20 protein-coding genes and 1 pseudogene are annotated in these 21,531 nt (G+C 64.0%); 7 read left to right on the top strand and 14 right to left on the bottom strand.

The genetic code is table 11. The features are described 5' to 3' along the window. From HT578_RS10280 to HT578_RS10270, 3 genes are read right to left on the bottom strand one after another with little or no spacing between them, the layout of a single operon-like run. Entirely contained in the window at positions 1-735 is a 735-nt protein-coding gene (locus HT578_RS10280) for a PepSY domain-containing protein (RefSeq protein ID WP_004213137.1), read from the bottom strand. After that, positions 732-1,436, bottom strand: a complete 705-nt coding sequence (locus HT578_RS10275; protein ID WP_004213138.1) for a PepSY domain-containing protein — start codon at positions 1,434-1,436, stop codon at positions 732-734. Before HT578_RS10275 ends, HT578_RS10280 begins: the two co-directional genes overlap by 4 nt. Before the next feature lie 10 nt (positions 1,437-1,446). Next, positions 1,447-4,149, bottom strand: coding sequence for a TonB-dependent receptor domain-containing protein (locus HT578_RS10270; protein ID WP_015449259.1), 2,703 nt, complete (start codon positions 4,147-4,149; stop codon positions 1,447-1,449). A 427-nt stretch (positions 4,150-4,576) separates the two neighbouring features. Between HT578_RS10270 and HT578_RS10265 the strand changes: the two genes are divergently transcribed. Next, a protein-coding gene (locus tag HT578_RS10265) for an IS630 family transposase (RefSeq protein WP_235054464.1) occupies positions 4,577-5,517 on the top strand; the annotation gives its coding sequence in 2 pieces (ribosomal slippage) (positions 4,577-4,922 and positions 4,922-5,517; 942 coding nt in all). Between the two features lie 418 nt (positions 5,518-5,935). On the opposite strand, the gene HT578_RS10260 is transcribed toward HT578_RS10265, so the two are convergent. Beyond that, the gene (locus tag HT578_RS10260; RefSeq protein ID WP_015449258.1) at positions 5,936-6,502 is read right to left on the bottom strand and encodes a TetR/AcrR family transcriptional regulator; all 567 of its coding nucleotides are present in this window, start codon (positions 6,500-6,502) and stop codon (positions 5,936-5,938) included. Between the two features lie 69 nt (positions 6,503-6,571). On the opposite strand from HT578_RS10260, the gene HT578_RS10255 reads away from it, so the two are divergent. Together HT578_RS10255 and HT578_RS22580 are read left to right on the top strand one after the other, a co-directional pair. Continuing rightward, on the top strand, positions 6,572-7,402 hold the full coding sequence (locus tag HT578_RS10255; protein ID WP_037479754.1) for an SDR family oxidoreductase: 831 nt from the start codon (positions 6,572-6,574) through the stop codon (positions 7,400-7,402). 611 nt (positions 7,403-8,013) lie between these two features. Then, positions 8,014-8,316, top strand: a pseudogene (locus HT578_RS22580) (CorA family divalent cation transporter); the annotation flags it as partial. A gap of 62 nt (positions 8,317-8,378) precedes the next feature. Here HT578_RS22580 and HT578_RS10245 read toward each other — a convergent pair. From HT578_RS10245 to HT578_RS10205, 9 genes are all read right to left on the bottom strand, one after another. Then, the gene (locus HT578_RS10245; protein ID WP_016743851.1) at positions 8,379-8,786 is read right to left on the bottom strand and encodes a response regulator; all 408 of its coding nucleotides are present in this window, start codon (positions 8,784-8,786) and stop codon (positions 8,379-8,381) included. A gap of 81 nt (positions 8,787-8,867) precedes the next feature. Next, positions 8,868-9,491 (bottom strand): response regulator transcription factor, encoded by a 624-nt coding sequence (locus HT578_RS10240; RefSeq protein ID WP_015449255.1) that lies wholly within the window; start codon positions 9,489-9,491, stop codon positions 8,868-8,870. Beyond that, entirely contained in the window at positions 9,481-11,016 is a 1,536-nt protein-coding gene (locus tag HT578_RS10235) for a PAS domain-containing sensor histidine kinase (protein ID WP_213503869.1), read from the bottom strand. The genes HT578_RS10240 and HT578_RS10235 overlap by 11 nt, the downstream gene beginning before the upstream one ends. Before the next feature lie 59 nt (positions 11,017-11,075). After that, a complete protein-coding gene (locus tag HT578_RS10230) occupies positions 11,076-11,549 on the bottom strand; it encodes a DUF305 domain-containing protein (RefSeq protein ID WP_015449253.1) in 474 nt (157 codons plus the stop codon). 90 nt (positions 11,550-11,639) lie between these two features. After that, a complete protein-coding gene (locus HT578_RS10225) occupies positions 11,640-12,788 on the bottom strand; it encodes a copper resistance protein B (RefSeq protein ID WP_213503868.1) in 1,149 nt (382 codons plus the stop codon). Next, positions 12,788-14,713: a copper resistance system multicopper oxidase gene (locus tag HT578_RS10220; RefSeq protein ID WP_213503867.1), complete on the bottom strand. Its 1,926-nt coding sequence runs from the start codon at positions 14,711-14,713 to the stop codon at positions 12,788-12,790. Before HT578_RS10220 ends, HT578_RS10225 begins: the two co-directional genes overlap by 1 nt. Positions 14,714-14,779: 66 nt before the next feature. Continuing rightward, positions 14,780-15,346 (bottom strand): RNA polymerase sigma factor, encoded by a 567-nt coding sequence (locus HT578_RS10215; protein ID WP_213503866.1) that lies wholly within the window; start codon positions 15,344-15,346, stop codon positions 14,780-14,782. Continuing rightward, the gene (locus HT578_RS10210) at positions 15,343-15,783 is read right to left on the bottom strand and encodes a periplasmic heavy metal sensor (protein WP_007683368.1); all 441 of its coding nucleotides are present in this window, start codon (positions 15,781-15,783) and stop codon (positions 15,343-15,345) included. Before HT578_RS10210 ends, HT578_RS10215 begins: the two co-directional genes overlap by 4 nt. Then, positions 15,783-16,055 (bottom strand): hypothetical protein, encoded by a 273-nt coding sequence (locus HT578_RS10205; RefSeq protein WP_004212738.1) that lies wholly within the window; start codon positions 16,053-16,055, stop codon positions 15,783-15,785. The genes HT578_RS10210 and HT578_RS10205 overlap by 1 nt, the downstream gene beginning before the upstream one ends. A 133-nt stretch (positions 16,056-16,188) precedes the next feature. Between HT578_RS10205 and copC the strand changes: the two genes are divergently transcribed. The 4 genes from copC to cueR all read left to right on the top strand — a co-directional run bounded on the left by copC (position 16,189) and on the right by cueR (position 20,662). After that, on the top strand, positions 16,189-16,566 hold the full coding sequence (gene copC, locus HT578_RS10200) for a copper homeostasis periplasmic binding protein CopC (protein WP_007683372.1): 378 nt from the start codon (positions 16,189-16,191) through the stop codon (positions 16,564-16,566). A 4-nt stretch (positions 16,567-16,570) separates the two neighbouring features. Next, complete coding sequence (copD, locus tag HT578_RS10195; protein ID WP_020820523.1) at positions 16,571-17,515, top strand: copper homeostasis membrane protein CopD; 945 nt, start codon at positions 16,571-16,573, stop codon at positions 17,513-17,515. Positions 17,516-17,909: 394 nt separating this feature from the next. Next, positions 17,910-20,267 carry a heavy metal translocating P-type ATPase gene (locus tag HT578_RS10185; RefSeq protein ID WP_213504247.1) on the top strand — a complete coding sequence of 786 codons (2,358 nt, stop codon included), beginning with the start codon at positions 17,910-17,912 and terminating at the stop codon, positions 20,265-20,267. Next, positions 20,264-20,662, top strand: a complete 399-nt coding sequence (gene cueR / locus HT578_RS10180) for a Cu(I)-responsive transcriptional regulator (RefSeq protein ID WP_004212744.1) — start codon at positions 20,264-20,266, stop codon at positions 20,660-20,662. The genes HT578_RS10185 and cueR overlap by 4 nt, the downstream gene beginning before the upstream one ends. Positions 20,663-20,688: 26 nt before the next feature. On the opposite strand, the gene HT578_RS10175 is transcribed toward cueR, so the two are convergent. Further along, positions 20,689-21,324 carry a response regulator transcription factor gene (locus HT578_RS10175; protein ID WP_007683376.1) on the bottom strand — a complete coding sequence of 212 codons (636 nt, stop codon included), beginning with the start codon at positions 21,322-21,324 and terminating at the stop codon, positions 20,689-20,691. Positions 21,325-21,531: the final 207 nt, after the last annotated feature.

Genomic DNA, 21,531 nt, shown 5'->3' with positions numbered 1-21,531 from the left:
TCAGCCCGCGCCCAACTTGACGGCCGATTTGCGCCTGCGCCGCAACCATCGCACGTCGGCGCGACTGAAGCTCTTAAACAGCAGGTAGAAGCCCGTCCCCGACAGCCACAAAGTACCGAACGCAACGAAGACGATCAGCGGGTGATTGAAGCTGGTGCGGTTCACATAGTCCATATTGTGGAGCATCCAGAAGAAATCCCAGGTGCGCCATGTGTCGCCGCGCATGACCAGGAATCGGCCGGTGTCGGCGGAGATGTAGGCGCTGCTGTTCTCTGCGTCCGCGAAATCCAGTCGCCACATGGTGCCTTCGTGCTCGCGCGCTTCCACATTCGGTTCGGCGAGCAACGTTGCCTTGCGGATCGGTGCTTCATTCACCATCGTCGCGACGTCGCGCGCGACCTGCTCGTCGACCCGAACCGGGGCGCCGCTCGTCGCGTCGATTAGCCGCGTGCCCGTGGTGGATCGAAGCTCGTAGACGGGGCGTGTGGCAAGGGACCGCAAGGCGATGCCGAGCACGGGACCATCAAGAGCGAGCTTTGCCGGCGCAATATAGTCACCGGCAGGTAGGGCGTGCTGATGGCTGGCCTGCGCACTGTGTCCGCCGACCTTCTCCTGATCGAGCAAGGCCATCATCGAGCCGCTCAGAGCCCAAAGGAGAAACTGCACGCCCAGGATCAGGCCGACCCATTTGTGGATACGCCGAAAAAAGAGCGGGGTGAACCGGATTTTCTTCATGCCTTCTTCTTCCTGCGCCGCGGGAACGACCAAAGCAGCAGCCAAGCCCCGGCCAGCGCCATGGCAAGGGCACTCCAGGTCGCCACGCGCAGCAGCGGATTGTTGACGTCGGAGCGATCGTCATAGTCCATGATGTGCAGCATCCACGCGAAATCGAACACGCGCCACAGCGCATGGCGGCGCGAGATCAGCTCACCGGTCTGCGGAGAGAGATACAGGGTTGGCCGGTTCCAGGCATCGAATTCGACCTGCCAATAGGGAGGCTTGCGCGCCTGCATTTCCAGTGGCGCCGTCGTCAGCAGCCGGGCTGCGACGATGTCCCCGGTGCCGCTGTAGATGCGCCGAGCGGCGGCGCGGATTTGTGCCTCGCTCAAATCGGGGATGGGCTGTCCCGAACCTGCATCGAAGAGTCTTGGACCACCCGGGGTTTGCGCGCGCCAGACGGGCTGATCCATGAACCGTTGCAGGCGGATCTCGGACGCGTCGGGAGCCGATTGAACAATCCGCGCCGGCGGGACGAAGCTCGCAAGGTCGATGGGGGCGACGACCGGTGGGCGGACCAGATCGTCGCCATGGATGATGTCGATATGGACGGCCACCATATAGAAGCCGGTCAGCGTCCAGAGCAGAACCTGGACGCCGACGATCAGGGCCAGCCACTTGTGCGTCCGGCGGATGACCAAAGGCCAGCGAATTGCCATGTGCTGCCCTTCAGAACGCGGTTCGGAAGCCGGCGTAGAAGCGCCGTCCGAGCAGATCATAGGTCATCGTGTCGGTGTTGGCATCGGTGAAGCTCTGGATATAGGGCGCCTTGCGGTCGAACAGATTATCGGCCCCGATCTGGAAACGTGTCTTCTCGTCGATCGCGAAGGCAAGCTGAAGATTGTGGTAGAAGACGTTCGGCGTGCGGTAGCCGATGTCGCCGGCCGATGCGTTGAAGTCGGTCGCCTTGCCGATCCATTGTGTCGACCAGGTCGCGCTGATGCCGTCCTTTTCCGCCGTCAGCACGCCATAACCACGCCATTTCGGATAGCCGCCATTGCCGCCCCCGATAAACCCGTCGAAATAGATCGGCGCGCCGCCGGGGAAGGGGTTTACGACATATTTGTTGAGATAGGTCATGTTGAGATCCAAGGAGATCTTCACCTCGCCCACCGCACCACTGTACACCAGACCCAGATCGAGACCATTCATCTCCTCGCGGCCGGTGTTGATGGGCTGGGCGGAGAGGTAAGTGACCTCGCCGGTCAGCGCGCTGCGCGTAAAGTCGCTGCAGAACGGGTGCGACAGGTTCTGGCTCGCATAGCAGACTGCGAGCTTGGTCGAGCCGGGAATGGCCCGGATCGCGTCCTTGATCTTGATGTCGAACCAGTCTGCCGTCAGCGACAACCCTGGGATGATGCCGCGCGGCGATATCACCGTACCAACGGTCCAGGTCGTGGAGCTTTCGGGCCGAAGGCTCTGGTTACCGCCCACTGTGGTGAGGATCGTGGTGCCGAGCTGCGTATAGTTGGCCGGCACACCGGACGCCTGACAATTGGCGATCAAGGTCACGTTGCCGCTGGAGGTGTAGCGCGAGCAGGGATCGGTCGTGGTCAGATTGCCTTCCGAGACGCCGCCGAAAAGCTCCGGCACGTTGGGAATGCGAAAGCCCGTCCCATAAGTGCCGCGCAGACGGATGCTGTCATTGACTACCCAGTCGGCACTGAGCTTGTAATTCCAGTCGCTCCCGAAGAGATTATAGTCTGAGTAGCGGACTGCGCCATCGAGCGTGAGCGCCTTGGCGAAAGCTGTGTTGGCAAGCACCGGCACCGATAGCTCGAGATAGGCTTCCTTGGCGGTGCTCGAGCCCGAAATAGGATCCTGCTGATTGACGTTCGCCACGCCGAGCACCGTCAACGGGTCGGGATCGCGCCAGCCTTTTTCGCGCCGATAGACCACGCCGGTGGCGAAGGACACCGCGCCGGCTGGAAGGGAGAAGAGATCGCCGTTGAGGTCAGCCGTGACCGTGCCGAGTTCGTTGCCTCCGCGATCGCGCGAGGTGAACAGAATATAATCCAGAACCTGAGGTGTCAGGTCTCCGAACCCAAGATAGTCACCGCAGGGGATGGCCGCGCCCGCCGTGCTGGAGCATTTGCTCCTGTCGAGCGTGTTCGCGACGCGCTCGAGATTGGCGATGTTGGTCGAGCCGTCGACGGCCGTGTTACGCCCGAAGCTGCCCGCGACTTCCCAGGCCCAGTCGTTCGCCAGCTTGCCGCGCAGCCCGAAGGTGCCTTGCCAGGTATCGGTCTCCTGGAAGAAGTGGCGCGCGCCGGGTTCGGCGAGGCGGCGCTGGGCCAGGACCAGGTTCTGGCCGGTCGGATTGGTCGGATTGCTGGCTGGTATCGAGAGATTGCGCAGCGTGCCGGGTGTCGCGATCTGATTCGACTTGCGGAACGTATAGAGGAACTCGCCGAACGCCTGGATACCGTCGGTCAGCGCATAGTCCGCGAAGAAGGCCGTGCTGACGCGCTCGACTGGGCTGACCGCATTGAGAAACGGGTTCGAGTTGAAGTTGTGCTTGGCGGGACTGTAAGGCTCGTAGAAGTTCCCGTTCCCTCCGGGTACCTGGTTGAAGTTGATCTGTTGGCCGTTGGGCAGCACCGCGCGTCCGCCGATCGTCGAGGCGCTGTTGACGCAGCTCAGCGAGCCCGGCGTCGTTTCAGCGAGCGAGCAGGGCGCACGCGAGGCCATGTTGACGGCGCTGGTCTTCTGGTAGGTGACTGCTGCCATGAACCCGCCACGATCGTTGCGAATGCCCCAAAGTAGGTCCGCGGTGAGATCGGAGCCGTCGCCGCGCTCGGTAATGCCTTGTCGGACGCTGAGACCCAGGCCTTCATAATCGGTGCGCGTGACAAGGTTGACCACGCCGGCCATGGCATCGGCCCCGTAGATAGCGGACGCGCCATCCTTGAGGACATCGGTGCGTGCCAGCGCCACGACCGGGATCATGTTGAGATCGGGTGAGGAATTGGCGCCGGTGCCGCCCGCGACGAGGCGTCGGCCGTTGAGGAGCACGAGTGTGCGCTTGATGCCGAGGCCGCGCAGATTGACCTGAGCAGTGCCATAACCGTTGTTGGTCCAGTAGGCCGATGTCTGGTTGCCCGCGAAGCCGGCATTGGCCGGCAAACGCTGCAAGGCGGTTTCGATATTGACGATGCCGGTATTTTGGATCTGCTCGGCGGTGACCACGGTGGCCGGTCCAACCCCGGCCAGATCCTGCCGACGGATTCGTGAGCCGGTAACGACGATGTCGCTGTCATCCCCCAGGACTTGTGCTTTTGGCTGCGGTGTCGGATCGGCCTGAGCGAGAGCCGGCGCGGCGTAGCCCGCGACGATGGCGGCGCTGCCGAGCAGGGCCATCCTGATGGTCATGTGCAATCCCCCTGACGTTTTAGAACAGCCACAGACAACATCAGTTGTATATACAGGTCAACAGTATTTTTCCTGTTTTTCCAATACCTTATTCTCGTGAAATTTAGATATAGATATAGCTATAATACGCACGCCAGACGTCGAACCCTCATGACTGAAGAGATATTTTTGCGAGCGCTCATTTGCAAAGCTGCTGAGATAGGAGATAGAATATCATATCGTAATACAGCCTCGCACGCTTCGATTTGATGATCGGAACATTTGGCCGGCAAGAATGCGAAGCGGCATGATCACATGTTATTGGTGTCGGCGTGATATACCTAGGTATAGCGCTAGAGCGGTTTTCGACCGTTCTGAATCGGTCTGGGATTCCCTTCGGGCGCGATTTCTGATTCAGAATCCGTGCTGGTGAAGGAGGCCGGCATGGATGGCTCTTTCGATGGATTTGCGCACTCGGCTGTTGGCAGCGGTGGACAGTGGATCGAGTTGCCGTGCTGCGGCGGCCCGGTTCGGTGTTGCACCATCAACGGCGGTCCGTTGGCGGGCACAGCAGCGCGAGACGGGTGACATAGCCCCAAAGCCGCGCGGCGGGGATATGCGCTCGCGGCGGGTGGAAGAGCGGGCAGCGGACATTCTGGCCATTTGGGAGGAGCGCAGGGACATCACCCTCGAAGAACTACGTCTGGCGCTTGCGGACAAGGGAATGGCCGTTTCCGTAGCCGGGCTACATCGCTTTTTTGTTCGCCGTGGCCTGACGCGCAAAAAAAGACAGGCCATGCGATAGAGCAAGATCGACCAGACGTCCTGAAACAGCGTCAGGACTGGTTCGAGGGTCAACTCGATCTCGAACCGGAGCGCCTGGTCTTCATCGACGAAACCTGGACCGCGACCAATATGACCCGCAGCCACGGACGTTGCCCGAAAGGCGAGCGACTGCGGATGGGCTTCCCGCACGGGCACCGCAAAACCACCACTCTCGTCGCTGGCCTGCGCATGACTGGCATGGTCGCGCCCATGGTGCTCGATGGACCGATTAACGGTGACTGGTTCGAAGCCTACGTCGCTCAGGTCCTCGTCCCGGAACTGCGGCCCGGCGACGTCGTCATCATGGACAACCTGTCGAGCCACAAGCGCGCATCGGTGCAGGTGCTCATCGAGGCTGCAGGCGCAACCCTGCGCTTTCTCCCGCCCTACAGCCCAGACTTCAACCCGATCGAGAAAGCGTTCTCCCGCTTGAAGGCCATGCTCCGTAAAGCGGGCGAGCGAACGGTCAGCGGCCTGTGGAGCTTGATCGGCAAACTCGTCGATATCTTCCAGCCTCAGGAATGCGCCAACTACTTCAGATCGTGCGGCTATGAACCAGAATGATCGAAAACTGCTCTAGAGATGCTCCGGGAACATTAGTCCTTTGCTGAGCTTGCACGCGCCAGGGAAAGTAATACCGATGCGGACCGCATTTGATCCTCGTTTCCTGGATGTGTCGCGCCTTCTTCCGGATTGAGCCGCAGGTTCGCCTTTTGAGGCAGATGAAACGACTCCTGACGAAACGTCGTGCGACGAGTCCGGCGACCTGAGATTGTCGCGCAGCCACTGGGTCACTTGGCGATGATCCAATCCGGTTCGGCAGTGGCGGCGCAGTCCTCGAACGTCGATCGCATCCGCGGAGCCGACGGGCCGGCTTGTGCATGAGCCGCCCTGATTTTGCCGCTGGGCAGTACGGCAGGTTGCGAAAAATGCTTGCTGTGTCCCGGTCGGCGCGCGGGCGTGCAGCTCGCGCCTCGCACGATCACACGCGCAGCAGTCGCCCCACCGCCCGCATGATCGTCGCCCGGCGCGCCGCGTGCTCGGCAGCGTCGCGTGCAGCTCCGGTCATGCACCAGAGCTGGGTGAGGGCGGCGACAAGCCGGACGACATCCAGGGGCGTGAAGTCGGCGACGATCCGCCCCTCGGCCTGCGCCGCTGCGATCCCGTCCAGCTTCTCCCCGAGAAGGACCTCGCCGGCCGGGAGCATCAGAACATCCTGGCCACGCTCCAAATGATGCCAGGTCAGCAGCCTCCACAGGCGCGGGCGTTCGACCAGCAAGTCATAGGTGCGCCCCGCATAACCCTCAAGATCATTGGGATCGAAGCGATCGGCCTGCGCCGCGTCCATCACTTCCTGCGTCAGCGCGGCATCGAAGAGCGCCTCCTTGTCCCCGAAATAGGTGTAGAGCATCGGCTTGCTGATACCCGCCGCCTGCGCAATCCGGTCGATCCGCGCGCCCGCCAGCCCATGGGACGCGAACTCCTCGGTCGCTGCAGCCAGGAGCGTCTCGCGGCTCTGTGCGGCATTCCGCCGGGTTCGTTGCTTCATCACACCTCCAAGCATTGACGCATTCCAGGTTTCAAGTTACCGACCAGTTGGTAATATATGGAGTAACATATGTCCAATCACTGGTTTCTCACGGGCGCGTCCAGCGGCATCGGCCGCCATCTGGCCGAACTGATCCTGGCCGCTGGCGACGACCTTACCGCGACGGCCCGCAAGCCCGAAAGCCTCGATGATCTCGCGGCGAAATATCCGAGCCAGCTGCGCGTCGAAGCGCTCGACGTCACGGTCAAGGACGATATTGCTGCGGTCGTGGCCCGGGCGCAGGCGCGTCGACCCGTCGATATTCTGGTCAACAACGCCGGCGGCGGCGTGATCGGCGCCACCGAAGAGATGTCGGACGCCGAGGTCGAAGGCCAGATCGCGCTCAATCTCATGGCGCCCATCCACATCACCCGCGCCTTTGTCCCCGCCATGCGGCTGCGCGGGAGCGGCCGGATCATCCAGATCTCCAGCGCTAGTGGTCAGGGCTCGCTTCCGACGAGCAGTCTCTATCATGTGGCCAAATGGGGCCTGGAGGGCTTCAGCGAATGCCTCCGCCAGGAGCTTGAACCCTTCAACCTGTTCGTGACACTGATCGAGCCGGGCGGGGCGCGCACCAGCTTCAGCCACAATCTGCAATTCGCCAGCGAGATCGCCGCGTATCGCGATACGCCCGCCGGCCATATCCGCAAGATGTTCGAGACCGCCGGAAACGAGCTCTACACGCTCGACCCGCAAAAGATCGCGCAAGCGATCGTTGATGTCGCAACCAGCGACCATCCGCCGCTGCGCGTGACTCTGGGGGGTGACGCTTTCGGCGTTGTCCAGGCGGCGCTGCAATCGCGGCTCGCCTTTCTGCAGTCCCAGGAAGCGCTCGCGCGCTCGGTCGCTTTCGACAGTTGAGCTTTTCCGTCTTCCAGCTTTCGTCTCCGCGCGGTGCGACGCGCCTCACCGGGGCCCGGCAACCCTGTCGTCAGCGCCGTTATCCGATACTTAGGTATAGTCATCCGACACGATTGCAGAGGCGCCACACGGGCAATCGCTTGGTACCATCGCAAGAGAGGAAAACCCTCGCGGTCGCCAATCAAGGGTGCGCAGACCTTCGCAGTCTGCGTGCCCTTGATGTGGCAGCGCGCCGCCCAGCCACGCGCGTCATGAACGGGAGCGGCCTTCTGCGAAACCCAACGCTCCGCCGCATTTTCTATAAGCTCTCGCTCGAATTGCTGCGCGCCGCCTTCTTCTTCCTGCGATTGGGCTTGAAGAATGACGAGTGTTTGTGCGCGCGTCTCAATAGGCGAGGCACACGGCTTCCGGTCGCCGCCGCCGTTCTTTGTCACAATGGCAAACGGCTACGGCCGGCGACCCTGATCGATCCGGCGTGCGAGCACGTCGGCAAGGATGACTTCGTGTGGATCAAAATGTCCCAGCCCAGCGAAACAGAACTTGCCGACATCGCCGGGAATTACGGCCTTCACCCGCTTGCCATGGAAGGTGCCGACAACGGCCACCAGATTTCGAAGCTCGACGATCACATGCTCAGGGTTGAGAGCGCCATCACCGGCATCCGCGACATCCTGATCTCGGTGTTCGAGGCGAGTCACCTGCTCGAACAGCAGCGCCAAGGTGCGATCACCCGTTAGCTTGCCGCCCGGGCTGCGATCCTCGCGGTGCCTACCGCGATTGCCGGAATCTACGGCATGAATTTCGAGAATATGCCCGAACTGAAGACGCAATGGGGATATTTCGTCATCCTCGGCGTCATCGCTGCGGTCTGCATTGGGCTCTACATCCGGTTCAAACGTAGCCACTGGCTTTGACGGCGCAGATCGGCTTTCCACATCGCGCCGGGCTGAGGCTGCCGGGGGCCGGCCGCCACAATTCAATGCTTTCGAAGCGTCTCGATGCGGTGCCGGTCCAACGCTTCGAGCAAAGCCCTGCCGATCAGCGGCTTTGCGAGAACATGATCGAAGCCCGCCTCAGCGGCCCGCGAGGCCAGCAGCGTGTCATGAAAGCCTGAGATCATGATCGCGCGTCCCGACCATCCGATCTCGCGAAGGTGACGCAGCATCGCGAATCCGTCGATGTCGGGCATGCGATAGTCGAGGATGACGCAGTCTGCCTCCTTCGCGCGGGGGTCGGCCAACAGCGCGTGGCCGGTCGTATATCCCCACACGGCATAGCCGCGCGATCTCAGCAGCAGCTGGAGGCCACGCCGCACGCCGGGATCGTCGTCGGAGACGAGGATGGTGTATCTGCCATCATGCTGAGTGGAACGGACCGATGGCATTGCGAGAAGCGGACACCCGTGTGACGATTGCACCATCGATCGCATATCGCGCCTCGTCCCGTCGCTACGTAGAGGTCGCAGTCACTTCGGCTTGCGGCCCATGCCCGCGGCAAAGGCGATCCGCAGGGCTTCGGACAAATTGCGGACCTCGAGCTTGGCCATCAGGCTCGCGCGATGGACCTCGACCGTTCGCGATGAACAGCCCAGGTCATAGGCGATCGTCTTATTGGGCAGGCCGTTCGCCAGCCCTTCCAGCACTTCACGCTCCCGGGGCGTCAGTGCAGCGACCCGCACGCCGGCTTCAGAGGTTTCCAGAGTGCGAAGGTCGACATCGTCGAGACGCGCGAACGCGCGGCTGACGGCGCCGAGCAGGGCGGCTTTCTCGAAGGGCTTCTCGAGAAAGTCGACCGCGCCGCCTTTCATGGCCTGCACCGCAACCGACACGTCGCCATGGCCGGTCAGGACGATGACCGGCATATTGACCCCGCGTGCTGCCATGGCGGCCTGAATCTCGAGACCGTCCATCTCGGGCATGCGCACGTCGAGGATGACGCAGCCGACGGCCGCCGACTTCGCCTCCTTGAGAAACTCCACGCCCGAGGCATAGGTCACGACGTCGTAGCCCGCGGTCTTGAGCGCAAAGCTCGCCGCCTTGCGGATGCTCTCCTCGTCGTCGACCAGATGGATGACGCGTCTATCCCCCATGTTCCTCCTCCGCCCGCGCATGGATCAAGGTAAAATGAAAGCGCGCGCCGCCGCGGTCGGGGCGCTCCATCCAGATACGGCCCCCATGCGCTTCGATGATGGTCCGGCAGATCGAAAGGCCGAGGCCCATGCCGTCGGCCTTTGTCGACTTGAACGCCGTGAAGAGCTGCTCCCGGACCTCGTCGGCGATGCCGGGGCCGGTATCCGCCACGGTCACCTCGATCAGCCCGTCAGGGCGCAACCTGGTCGCCACCTTGAGGTCGCGAACCGGACACTCCGCCATCGCCTCGATGGCATTGCGCATCAGGTTGACCAGCACCTGCTGGATCTGCACCCTGTCGACGAGGACCGGCGTCGCGGCGGGATCGACTGCAAAGAAGCTGCGGATGCCGCGCTCGCGGGCGTCGACCAGCGCGAGCTGGCTCGCCTCGGCGATGACCCGCGGCAGCTCGTGGAGGCTCTTGTCGACCTCGCCGCGGGCGACGAAATCGCGCAGGCGCCGGACGATATGGCCGGCCCGCAGCGTTTCCTGTGCCGCATCATCCATCACCGACCGTAGCGACACGAAGGGTTCGTCGTCCCGCTCGTCGAGCATGTCGCGGATCGTCTCGAGATAGAGCGCGACCGCGGCAAGCGGCTGGTTGAGCTCATGCGCGAGGGTCGAGGCCATCGTGCCCATCGCGCTCAGCCGGGAGACATGGACCAGCTCTGCCTGCAGTTCCTTGAGCCTGAGCTCATCCTGCTCCTTGGCGGTGAGATCCCGGATGAAGCCGGTGAACAGCCGCTGCCCGTCTTCACCGGCCTCGCCAACCGACAGCTGCATCGGGAAGGTCGAGCCGTCACGGCGCTGGCCGACCACGACGCGGCCGAGGCCGATGATCCGGCGCTCGCCGGTCTGGAGATAATGCGCGATATATTCGTCGTGCCGGTCGCGATCGGGCTGGGGCATCAGGCAGGAGACGTTGCGGCCGACGAGCTCGGTTTCCGAATAGCCGAACAGGCGTTGGGCGGCCGCGCTGAACGACGTGATGGCGCCGGTCTCGTCGATGATGATCATCGCATCGGGGACGGTCGCCAGGATCGACTGGAGATGCTGCTCGCGGGTCTCGATTGACGCCCGGACCGCCGCCTCGTCGGTGACATCGCGACTGATGCAGGCAAAGCCTCGATGTGCGTCTCCTTCGAACAGGGCGCTGATCGTCAGGCGCGCGAGATACTCCGCTCCGTTCTCGCAGACCCGCCACGCTTCGCGCTCCAGCGTGCCTTCGTGAAGGGCGGCCGCCAGGTCTGCGCACGGGCGGCCGGCCGCAATCTCGTCGGGCGGGTAGAACAGGTCATGGGGCTGTCCTAGGACGCGATCGAGGGGCCAGCATTCGGCACGCTCGCCTTCTTCATTATAGCTCAGCACGATCCCGGCAGGATCGAGCAGCGTCAGGACGTGGCCGCCAGCCTGTCGCAGGAACTGCGGCGCAAGCCGCGCTACGTCGCTGGCAATCTCGTCCGGCCCGCGCCTCGTGTCGACCATCGTCCCGGCTCACATGCCTGGCCGGGCGCACGGATCCGGGCGTAGCCCGACCGTGCCACTCAGCGCCGCGCGAGTATGGCCTTCATCTCGTCGATTTCCTGCCGCTGCGAGCGCTTGATCGCTTCGCAAAGCCGGATGACTTCCGGATCGCTGAGCTTTGCTTCCTGGCACATCAGGATCGCCCCGGAATGATGCGGGATCATCGAGCGCAGAAAGGCCGTGTCGCCGATCGTGGTCTGGGTGCGGATGAGTGCAAAGCTGCCGAAGAAGGCGACCAGCGACGCGGCGATCAGCGCGATGTTGGCGGCCTTCGACACGAACATGTGTCGCATGGCGAGGATCATCAGCACCACCATCGGTGCGACCATCATCAGCGTCATGTAGAGCATGTTGAGGTTGTTGTAGAAGCTGTCGAGCCCGTCGATCATAACGAACATCACCAGATACATGATGACGCCGCTGATGACGGTCTGAACGGCAAGGCTCCAATAGGCACCCATCTTCCGGGTGTTCATGTGGGACGAATGGTCCATGGCGTATCTCCTTCGCTCGGCGCCGGCCGACCTGGGTATGAGTGTAACGCCCCGCTCTCTTGTTCGCCCCCGCCATCAGCTGTCCCGATCCTAGAACCAGAAGCGGATGCCGGCGACGAAGCTGGTGGCATGGACGTCCTCGCCCGCAAGCCTCGACAGCCGCGCCGTGTCTCCGGCTTTGCGCAGATAGGAAACGCCGATGTAAGGTGCGAACTGGCGGCTGAATTCGTAGCGCAGGCGCGCGCCGAGCTCTATGTTGACCAGCCCCGAACCGATGTCGTTCTCCGGAATATCCTGCGCGGCGAAATTGACCTCGGCGCGCGGCTGCAAGATCAGGCGCTGGGTGATGCGCTGGTCGTAATAGCCCTCGACCCGGCCCAGAACATCGCCCTTGGTCGAGAGGAACAGCGCGCCTTCGACCTCGAACATGCCAGGAGCCAGGCCCTCGACGCCGATCGTCGCGTAGGTGCGGTCGGGCCCGCGGCCGAAGTCCTGGCGGATACCGCCCTGAAGATTGAAATAGGGGTCGATGGCCCGGCTATAGAGCACCTGCACCTCCGCGCTGTCGATGCCGCGGCCGAACTCGCCTTCGCCCTCGCTCTTGAGCCAGAGCCGGTTGATATCGCCGCCGTAAAAGCCTTCGCCATCCCAGCGATAGCCATCGCGACCGCTATGCGCTTGATACTCGAACAGGTTGAGCAGCACCTGCCCGAAATTGTTGCCGCCGCTGTCCTTCATCATGATGTCGCGTGAGCGCGCCATCTCGGCGCCGGGAAAATCACGATCGGCGAAGTGGTCGCTGGGGGGAGGCGGCGGGGGCGCATTGCCGGCCGGAAGCGCCGTGCCGGTCATTTGCATGCCGGGCATGGCGGTCTGGCCATGCTGCGAATGGTCCATCCCGGGCATGTCCGGCATCGCGCCGTCCTGATGCTGGGAGTGGTCCATGCCCGGCATGTCCGGCATCGCGGGAGACGCGGGTTGCGGCTGACCGGCCGCATCTCCCTGCGGCGCAGGACTGGCCTGGTGCTGCGAATGGTCCATCGCCGAGGCGGCGTCTGGCGCTGGTGTCTGAGCGCGCGGCCTGGCGGCGGCCTTGTCCTTCTTCTTCTCCTGCGCCGGCGGCACCTCGCCCGGCGGCGCCATGCCGGGCATGCCGTGCATTGAATGATCCTGGGCAAAGGCGGGCGCGGCAGCGAAAAGGGCGATCGCGCTCACCAGCGGCGTGAGGATGCGGGTCATTACGCGTCTCCCTTCGGACGGACGCTCACGACCCGCATCATCCCGGCATGCATGTGGTAGAGGAGATGACAGTGGAAGGCCCAGTCGCCGACCGCGTCGGCGGTGAAGTCCCAGGTCACCTTGCCGCCGGGCTGGACGATTACCGTATGCTTGCGTGGCGCATGATCGCCATGCCCCGTCACCAGCTCGAAAAAATGCCCGTGAATATGGATCGGATGCCCCATCATCGTGTCGTTGATGAGATTGACGCGCACCCGCTCGCCTTCGATGAAGGGGATCGGCTCGTGATGGTCCGACATTTTTTCGCCGTCGAACGACCACATGAACCGCTCCATGTTGCCGGTGAGGTGAATGTCGATGCTGCGGCTCGGCGCGCGCACGTCCGGATTGCGATCGAGCGCCATCAGGTCCCTGTAGACAAGCACCTTGTGGCCGACGTCGGCGAGGCCCTGGCCGGGCTCGCCGGTGCGGTCGACGGGCATCGGCGAGATGGTCTGGACGCTCGGGTCGCGCTTCACCTGCGGCGCGTTCGAGAAGTCTCGCATCTTCATCGACCCCATCGCGTGCCCGCCATGGTCCATGCCCGCCATCTGGCCATCGGCGCCCATCGCGCCGTGGTCCATCCCGCTCATCGCGGAATGATCCATCCCCGAATGATCCATGCCTGCCATGGCGCTATTGTCCATGGTCGCCATCGCTGCCGCCGCGCCGGTCGCGAGGCGCGCGGACGCGTTCTTCTCGGCCGTCGGATCGACGCCCCGCATAGCGCCGCCCGACATGTCCATGCCTTCCATGCCCGGCATCGAGGACATGTCCATGCCCATGTCCTTCATGTCGGCGAGCGGCCGTTTGCGTAAGGGGGGAACCTCGCCGGCCATGCCGGCGCGCGGCGCGAGCGTGGCACGCGCCATGCCCGAGCGGTCGATCGCCTCGCCGACAAGGGTGTAGGCCTTGTCATCGCCTGGGCTGACAACGACGTCGTAGGTCTCGGCAACACCAATCTGGAACTCGTCGACGGTGACCGGCACCACATTCTGCCCGTCGGCCTGGACGATGGTCAGCGGCAGGCCGGGGATGCGGACGTTGAAGGTGGTCATCGCCGACGCATTGATGACCCGCAGCCGCACCCGTTCGCCCGGGGTGAAGAGCGCGGTCCAGTTGTCCATCGGACCATGGCCGTTGACGAGATAGGTGTAGGTGGATCCGGTCACATCGGAGATGTCGGCCGGGTCCATCCGCATCTGGCCCCAGTCGAGCCGGTCCTTGAGCGGCTGATCCTTGCCCGACAGGAGCCCGGCCAGGGTCTGGCGCTGGAAATTGAAATGGCCGGGGTTGACCTTGAGGCGCCGGAAGATCGCCTGCGGCGAGAGCGCGCTGTGATCGGCGAGCACGATGACATGCTCGCGGTCATAGGCGACCGGATCGGCACCGGCGGGATCGATGATGATCGGGCCGTAATGGCCTTCCTGTTCCTGCAGGCCTGAATGGCTGTGGTACCAGTAGGTGCCGCTTTGCACGACGGAGAACTGGTAGAGGTAGTTCGAGCCCGGCTTGATGCCCGGAAAAGACACGCCCGGCACACCGTCCATATTGGCCGGCAGGATCAGCCCGTGCCAGTGGATCGAGCTGTCCTCCTCCAGCTGATTGATGACGTTGAGCCGCACGCGCTGGCCTTCGCGCAGCCGGATGAGTGGCGCAGGGACCGTGCCGTTGACGCCGATTGCCCGGAACTGGCGACCATCGATGCTCATCGACTGCCGGGCGATCGTCAGCGTGATGTCTTCGCCCGACACGGTCGGCAGCGTCGGCCGCATCCCCGGCGAGATCGTCTGCGCCCAGGCCGGCAGCCAGGCTGACAGTGCGGCGCCACCACCGGCGAGGGCCGCTCCGCGAAGGAACTGGCGGCGGTCGAGAGCAGAAATCATTCGGTTGTCTCAGCTTTAAGAAAGAGGGCGGACCTATTGGGAATACGCAGCATGGCCTCATCCCCCTCAAACTTTCTTTAATATTTCCGAAAGGCGTGCCCTAGCTCGATAGAGGCGCGTTTCGACCGCCTTCTGGCTGATCCCGAGAATTTCGGCGGTTTCAGCTTCCGATTTCTCGTCGATCGTACGCAAAATAAGCGTGTCCTTGAGGGAAGACGGCAGGGCAGCAATCGCTTTCATTGCTTGCGCGAGCTGCTGTTCGGCCCCGATCGCCTGATCGGGCAGCGGTGCGTCGTCGGCGACGCCGTCCGCCTCGCCGAGCGGTAGGGCTAGGGCAAAGAAATTTCGAACCGCTCGCCGACGCTGCCAGTCATGGCATTTGTTGATGACAATCCGGGACATCCAGACCTGGAAGGGTCGGGTTACGTCATAGCGGTTGAGTGCGGCAAAGGCCGCGACGAAGCTCGCCTGGGTGACATCCAATGCCTCATCCATAGATCCGACATGGCTGCGCACGAGCCGGTGAACCCAACCTTGATGCCGGCGGACCAGCTCGCCATAGGCCGCTTGCCGGCCTCCAAGCGCCAGAGCCGCGAGCTCCCCGTCCGAGCAGTCGGGGAGGCACGCGGTCATTCGGATTTGGCCGTCAGCGCTTTCACCACGGCGTCGTCGAATTTGTCCGTCTGATCCGGGCGCAGCACGGCCCGCATCGCGAAGATATGCTCAAGTGTTTCTTTCTGCAGCGCGCCCATGGCCTGGTGCGAGCGATCCACCGCAGTTGCGACTTGCGGGCCATAGCCATGCTCCGCTTCGATCGCTTCCGCGAGACGCGCATTGTCGGCGCGCAATTCGGCCTCCAGCGCTTGACGCCGGATCGCGTAGTTCTTCTCGATTGTCTCGAGTCGGCTGTGTTGCGCTGAATTCAGCTTCAGATCGCGATGGAGCAGCTCGTGCAGCTCATTTTCGACCGGGCGCACTGGAACCACATAGACGCGGCCAATGACAACGCCAGCGATCGCCGCGGCGAAGGTCACCAGGACGAGGAGCAGGAGCCGGCGGCGGTCGCGCATCACTGCGAGCTCAGCAGCGTCGAGGGCGCAAGCGCGAGCCGAGCATCGAAGGGCGATAGCGGTTTGGCATCAGCAGACCGTGTCGGAACTGCCGAGCCGGCAATTCCGATGAACAGCGCGGTTGCGGCCGCGATGCCGAACGTCATAGCGCCAAGGCTTGGTATGGCCCGGATGCGCGCTATTTCCGCCATGACCCGGCTTTCCAGGCCGCCGAGCCTGGGATCGAGAGGCGCATCGCGCAACCGCGAGAGCAGGTGGTCAAGTTCATCCATGGTGCTTCTCCGTCTTCATCCTTCAATACGCACGATGGTCCAGGAACCCTTGCTGTAGATTGAAAAGAATAATTGCGAGGGGTGGGGGCTCGGGCTGCGTATTGTCTCATGGGATCTACAGGAGAATGTTCCAATGCGTTTCTTTTCGCCTCTCGCAGTTATCGCCGCCGTCGGCCTGAGTGTTTCTGCTCCGGCCTACGCGCATCCCAAGCTTGTGTCCTCGACGCCCGCCGCGAACGCCAGCGTCTCGGCGCCTTCGCGTATCACGCTCACCTTCAGTGAAGGTCTGATGCCGAAGCTGTCGGGCGCCGAGATCGTGATGACCGGCATGCCCGGCATGCCCAACCACCGCATGGCGGTAACCGGCTTCAAGACGTCCGTCGAAGGCGACAAGACGCTCGTGCTGACGCTCGCCAAGCCGCTCATGGCGGGCAGCTATCAGGTCGCCTGGCACGTCGTCTCGACCGACACGCACCGCATCCAGGGCAATCTCGCCTTTACCGTCAAGTGACGCCATGAACGACGTGGCACTCGTCGCCGTCCGCTGGGCGCTCTACGTCGATCTCGGCCTGTTGTTCGGCCTGCCGCTGTTCGCGCTCTATGCGCCCGGCGGCGGCCGGATGGTACAGCGGCATCTGCCGATGGTAGCAATGGTGGCCGGTCTCGCCTGTCTCGCCCTCCTGCTGTCGGCGCTGGGGTTCGCGTTGCAGGCAGCGGCCATGACCGGGCTGCCGCTCACCCAGCCTGATCTTTCCATGGTCGCAGAGCTGTTCAACGGCACGTCCATGGGAACGGCGCTGAAGGCGCGCCTCGTCGCGCTCCTCGTTCTTCTGCTCTCCATCCCCTTCTATCGCCGGCAATCCCGTCCTGCCTTCATCGCCTCCACTCTGGCAGGCGCGGTCGCACTCGCGACCCTCGCCTGGAGCGGGCATGGCGCGGCCGGCGAAGGCGAGGCGGGCTGGCTGCAACTGGGGGCCGATCTCATCCATCTGCTCGCCGCGGGCGCCTGGGTCGGCGCGCTTGCCGCATTCCTTGCGCTGGTTCTTACCAGGCTCGCAACCGATGATCTCGCCACTGAAGACATGGACCGGGTCATGCTCGCCGAGGAAGCGCTGCGGGGCTTCTCCCTCGTCGGCACGATCATCGTCGCCCTGCTGATCCTGACCGGGACGGTGAACGGCTGGTTCCTGGTCGGCCCGGGCAACATCGCGTCTCTCGGGCAGTCGACCTACGGCCTGCTGCTCATCGCCAAGCTGCTGCTCTTCGCCGGCATGCTGGGCCTGGCCGCGCTCAACCGTTATCGCCTGACCCCGGCACTTGCGCAGGCGATCGAGGAAGAGGACGCGCCACGGGCGCAGGCGCTGCTGCGCGCGAGCCTCGTCGTCGAAGGCGGTCTTGCGATCGTCATTCTCGGGCTGGTCGCCTGGCTGGGGACACTGTCGCCACCCATGTCGATGTAGTTTATCGTTTCGAACGCCTCGCGTTGGGAGAAGCCAATGCAATCGTACACCCCGCCGCGCGGGACTGGATCGACGATAGACTATGATCGCGCGATCCGCCTGTGGGCGCGGGAGAAGCGGTGGCGTGCCGCCATGCTTGCCATGCTGCGCCCGGATTGGCGCCTGGTAATCGCCGATTATGGCCGCCAGCACGGGTCTCATGCGGCTCGCCTTCCGCCTGACCGTGCAGCGGCTCGATGGCATCGACGATACCCAGCCCAATGCCGACGGCGTGCTCCCCGGCCTGATGGCGGCCAAGCGAACGGGCCCGCCGATTTGGCCACTTAGGCGATTACGTATTGACCCTGACACGGTGTCAGACCCTAGATCGTCAGGCGTCGAAAGGAGCGAGGCGATGAACGAGACACATGGAGCGGCGCATGGCGGCGGTTGCTGCGGCGGCCACGGCACCGCTAAAGCGGCGACCGGCGTCAAGGACCCGGTCTGCGGCATGACCGTCGACCCGGCGACCACGGCGCATCACGCCGAGCATAGCGGTGAAAGCTATCATTTCTGCAGCGCGGGCTGCCGGACCAAATTCATCGCCGATCCCGAGCGCTATCTCGGCCCGCCGACGCCGCCGGTCGCGGCGCCCGAAGGCACGATCTGGACCTGCCCGATGCATCCCGAGATCCGCCAGGACCATCCCGGGTCCTGTCCGATCTGCGGCATGGCGCTCGAACCCGCGACCGTGACCGCCGACAGCGGCCCCAGCCACGAGCTAGTCGATTTCACGCGGCGCTTCTGGGTCGGCCTCGTGCTGGCTCTCCCGGTGCTGATCCTCGAGATGGGCGCGCATGTCTTTCCCGCGATCCATCGCCTCGTGCCGATGTCTATCTCGGTATGGATCCAGTTCGTGCTGGCGACACCCGTCGTGCTGTGGGCGGGCTGGCCGTTCTTCGAGCGTGGCTGGGCCTCGCTCAAGACCCGCAACTTCAACATGTTCACCCTGATCGCGATGGGGACCGGGGTCGCCTGGATCTACAGCGTCATCGCGACGCTCGCGCCTCAGCTGTTCCCGCCGGCCTTCCGCGGCGAGGACGGCATGGTTGCCGTCTATTTCGAGGCGGCCGCGGTGATCACCGTCCTCGTGCTGCTCGGCCAGATGCTCGAACTGCGCGCGCGGGAACGCACCTCGGGCGCGATCAAGGCGCTGCTCAACCTTGCACCAAAGACCGCGCGCCGGATCGGTTCTGATGGGAACGAAGAGGAAATCAGCCTTGATCTGGTTGCGGTGGGCGACCGCCTGCGGGTGCGGCCGGGCGAGAAGGTGCCGGTCGACGGCGTAGTCGAGGACGGCCGCTCCTCGCTCGACGAGTCGATGGTCACCGGCGAATCCATGCCCGTCACCAAGGCAAAGGCCGACACAGTGATCGGCGGCACGCTCAACCAGACCGGTGCGCTGGTGATCGTCGCCGACAAGGTCGGCCGCGATACCATGCTCGCACGCATCGTCCAGATGGTCGCTGAGGCGCAGCGCTCGCGCGCGCCGATCCAGCGCATGGCCGATCAGGTGTCGGGCTGGTTTGTGCCCGTGGTCATCGCGGTCGCGGCCGTCGCGTTCATCGCCTGGGGCATCTGGGGTCCCGAGCCGCGCTTCGCCTATGGGCTGCTGGCGGCGGTCGCCGTGCTGATCATCGCCTGTCCCTGCGCACTGGGGCTGGCAACGCCGATGTCGATCATGGTCGGGGTCGGCCGCGGCGCCGGGCTCGGTGTCCTCATCAAAAATGCCGAAGCACTCGAGCATATGGAGAAGGTCGACACTCTCGTCGTCGACAAGACAGGCACGCTGACCGAAGGCCGGCCTGCCGTCACCCAGGTCGTGCCGGCGCCCGGCTTCGACGAAGCCGAGCTGCTGCGTCTTGCCGCCTCGGTCGAGCGGGCGTCCGAGCATCCGCTCGCGTTGGCGATCGTCGAGGCCGCGAAGGATCGCGGCATCGTCACGAGCGACGTCATCGACTTCGACTCGCCGACCGGGCGCGGCGCGCTCGGCACGGTCGAAGGGCGGCGCATCGTCCTCGGCAATGCGCAGTTCCTTGCCGACGAAGGGGTTGCGACCGATGCGCTCGCCAGCCAGGCCGACGCGCTGCGCCGGGATGGCGCCACCGCGATCTTCATCGGGGTCGACGGCACAGTCGGCGGCGCCTTCGCGATCGCCGATCCGGTGAAGGCCACGACACCAGAAGCGCTCGCCGCGCTCAAGGCGGAGGGCATTCGCGTGGTCATGCTGACCGGCGACAACCGCACGACCGCGGAAGCGGTCGCCCGACGCCTGGGCATCGACGAGGTCGAAGCCGAGGTGCTGCCCGATCAGAAGAGCGCCGTGGTCGCCAGGTTCAAGCGCGAGGGGCGGGTCGTCGCCATGGCCGGCGACGGTGTCAACGACGCCCCCGCGTTGGCCGCCGCCGACGTCGGCATCGCCATGGGTTCCGGCACCGACGTCGCGATCGAGAGCGCTGGCGTCACGCTGCTCAAGGGCGACCTGACTGGCATCGTCCGGGCGCGGCGGCTCAGCCAAGCGACCATGTCGAACATCCGCCAGAATCTCGTCTTCGCCTTCATCTACAATGTCGCGGGCGTGCCCGTAGCGGCGGGTGCGCTCTATCCGCTGTTCGGTATTCTGCTCTCGCCCATTATCGCGGCGGCGGCGATGGCGCTCTCTTCGGTGAGCGTGGTCACCAACGCGCTGCGCCTCAACCGGAAAGCACTGTGAACATCGGCGAGACGTCACGGCAGAGCGGCGTCTCTGAGCGGATGATCCGCCATTATGAAAAGATCGGCCTCATCCCGGCGCCGGCGCGTCGGGGTGCTGGCTATCGTGACTATGGCGAGCGCGACCTCCATCGCCTCCGGTTTATCGCCAATGCCCGCGATCTCGGCTTCCCGATCGAGGAGATCCGCACGTTGCTCAGCCTTTGGGCCAATACCGGCCGTGCCAGCGCGGAGGTGAAGCGGCTTGCCCTTGCCCGCGCCGATGAGTTTCAGCGCAAAGCCGAGGCGTTGACGGCGCTGCGCGACACGCTAATCGACCTGGCCGAGCGCTGCCAAGGCGACGAGCGGCCGGATTGTCCGATCATCGCCGAACTGGCCGCGGCCCGATCCGCATAGCATCCGGCATCGCACGGCCGAGAATTTTAGGGGTGCCCGTTTTCGGTCGATTCGTGCAGGTCGACGGCGAAAGCGATCCGCAACAGGTCAGGCAGGCTTTGCGCGTTGAGTTTGATCATCAGACTGGCCCGATGCAGCTCGACCGTGCGCGACGTGACGCCGAGTTCATCTGCGATAAGGCTATTTGGATAGCCTCGCGAAATTCCTCTCAGAACGGCCCGTTCGCGCTGCGTCAGTCTCGCGGCTTTCGAAAGAGCGTCGGCCTGTTCGGAGGCACGACGGGCTATACTCTCAAGCCAGCTGAAGCCGCGGTCGATCGCGCCGAGCAATGCGGCCTTCTCGACCGGTTTGGCGAGAAAGTCGGCAGCGCCCGCCTTCATCGCCTGTACGGCGAGCGTAGGATCGCCATTGCCCGTCAGCACCACGACGGGCATGTCGATACCGCGTCGCGTCAGCTCCGCCTGAACCTGCAGGCCGTCCATGTCGGGCATGTGCATGTCGAGAACCACGCAGCCTTTCTCGGCGTCCTCTGCGCTCAACAGAAACTCCGGCCCCGAAGCGTAGGCTTCTACGGCAAACCCTGCGGTCCGCAACGTGAAACTTAGTGCTTTTCGTATTGTCTCTTCGTCATCGACGATATGCACGACGCGCTTGTTCCCCATAGCCCCCGAGATCGATCAATACGCAGTGCCGCGAGGGCAGCGCTTCAAGGGATACTTCTCTGCACGTTGGACTATGGTCCCAGGTCAAGAGTAAAAATTTGGCGAGGCAAAACGGCGAAGGACAGCGAAACTGTGAGGGTTCGGCTACTCCGCTCACACCAATGCCGCGGTCGCTGCGGCTCATTGCCGGGTCTCTGCTCCGGACGA

The organism is Novosphingobium decolorationis (assembly GCF_018417475.1).
Taxonomy (GTDB): Bacteria; Pseudomonadota; Alphaproteobacteria; order Sphingomonadales; family Sphingomonadaceae; genus Novosphingobium; species Novosphingobium decolorationis.
The sequence above is the reverse complement of the archived record's forward strand: the minus strand, read 5'-3'. Positions and strand labels throughout refer to the sequence as shown.

Bases quoted from the DNA above. Each gene is read 5' to 3' on its own strand.
- HT578_RS10280 (WP_004213137.1), bottom strand. From the start codon at position 735: ATGAAGAAAATCCGGTTCACCCCGCTCTTTTTTCGGCGTATCCACAAA.
- HT578_RS10275 (WP_004213138.1), bottom strand. From the start codon at position 1,436: ATGGCAATTCGCTGGCCTTTGGTCATCCGCCGGACGCACAAGTGGCTG.
- HT578_RS10270 (WP_015449259.1), bottom strand. From the start codon at position 4,149: ATGACCATCAGGATGGCCCTGCTCGGCAGCGCCGCCATCGTCGCGGGC.
- HT578_RS10260 (WP_015449258.1), bottom strand. From the start codon at position 6,502: ATGAAGCAACGAACCCGGCGGAATGCCGCACAGAGCCGCGAGACGCTC.
- HT578_RS10255 (WP_037479754.1), top strand. From the start codon at position 6,572: ATGTCCAATCACTGGTTTCTCACGGGCGCGTCCAGCGGCATCGGCCGC.
- HT578_RS10245 (WP_016743851.1), bottom strand. From the start codon at position 8,786: ATGCCATCGGTCCGTTCCACTCAGCATGATGGCAGATACACCATCCTC.
- HT578_RS10240 (WP_015449255.1), bottom strand. From the start codon at position 9,491: ATGGGGGATAGACGCGTCATCCATCTGGTCGACGACGAGGAGAGCATC.
- HT578_RS10235 (WP_213503869.1), bottom strand. From the start codon at position 11,016: ATGGTCGACACGAGGCGCGGGCCGGACGAGATTGCCAGCGACGTAGCG.
- HT578_RS10230 (WP_015449253.1), bottom strand. From the start codon at position 11,549: ATGGACCATTCGTCCCACATGAACACCCGGAAGATGGGTGCCTATTGG.
- HT578_RS10225 (WP_213503868.1), bottom strand. From the start codon at position 12,788: ATGACCCGCATCCTCACGCCGCTGGTGAGCGCGATCGCCCTTTTCGCT.
- HT578_RS10220 (WP_213503867.1), bottom strand. From the start codon at position 14,713: ATGATTTCTGCTCTCGACCGCCGCCAGTTCCTTCGCGGAGCGGCCCTC.
- HT578_RS10215 (WP_213503866.1), bottom strand. From the start codon at position 15,346: ATGACCGCGTGCCTCCCCGACTGCTCGGACGGGGAGCTCGCGGCTCTG.
- HT578_RS10210 (WP_007683368.1), bottom strand. From the start codon at position 15,783: ATGCGCGACCGCCGCCGGCTCCTGCTCCTCGTCCTGGTGACCTTCGCC.
- HT578_RS10205 (WP_004212738.1), bottom strand. From the start codon at position 16,055: ATGGATGAACTTGACCACCTGCTCTCGCGGTTGCGCGATGCGCCTCTC.
- copC (WP_007683372.1), top strand. From the start codon at position 16,189: ATGCGTTTCTTTTCGCCTCTCGCAGTTATCGCCGCCGTCGGCCTGAGT.
- copD (WP_020820523.1), top strand. From the start codon at position 16,571: ATGAACGACGTGGCACTCGTCGCCGTCCGCTGGGCGCTCTACGTCGAT.
- HT578_RS10185 (WP_213504247.1), top strand. From the start codon at position 17,910: ATGAACGAGACACATGGAGCGGCGCATGGCGGCGGTTGCTGCGGCGGC.
- HT578_RS10175 (WP_007683376.1), bottom strand. From the start codon at position 21,324: ATGGGGAACAAGCGCGTCGTGCATATCGTCGATGACGAAGAGACAATA.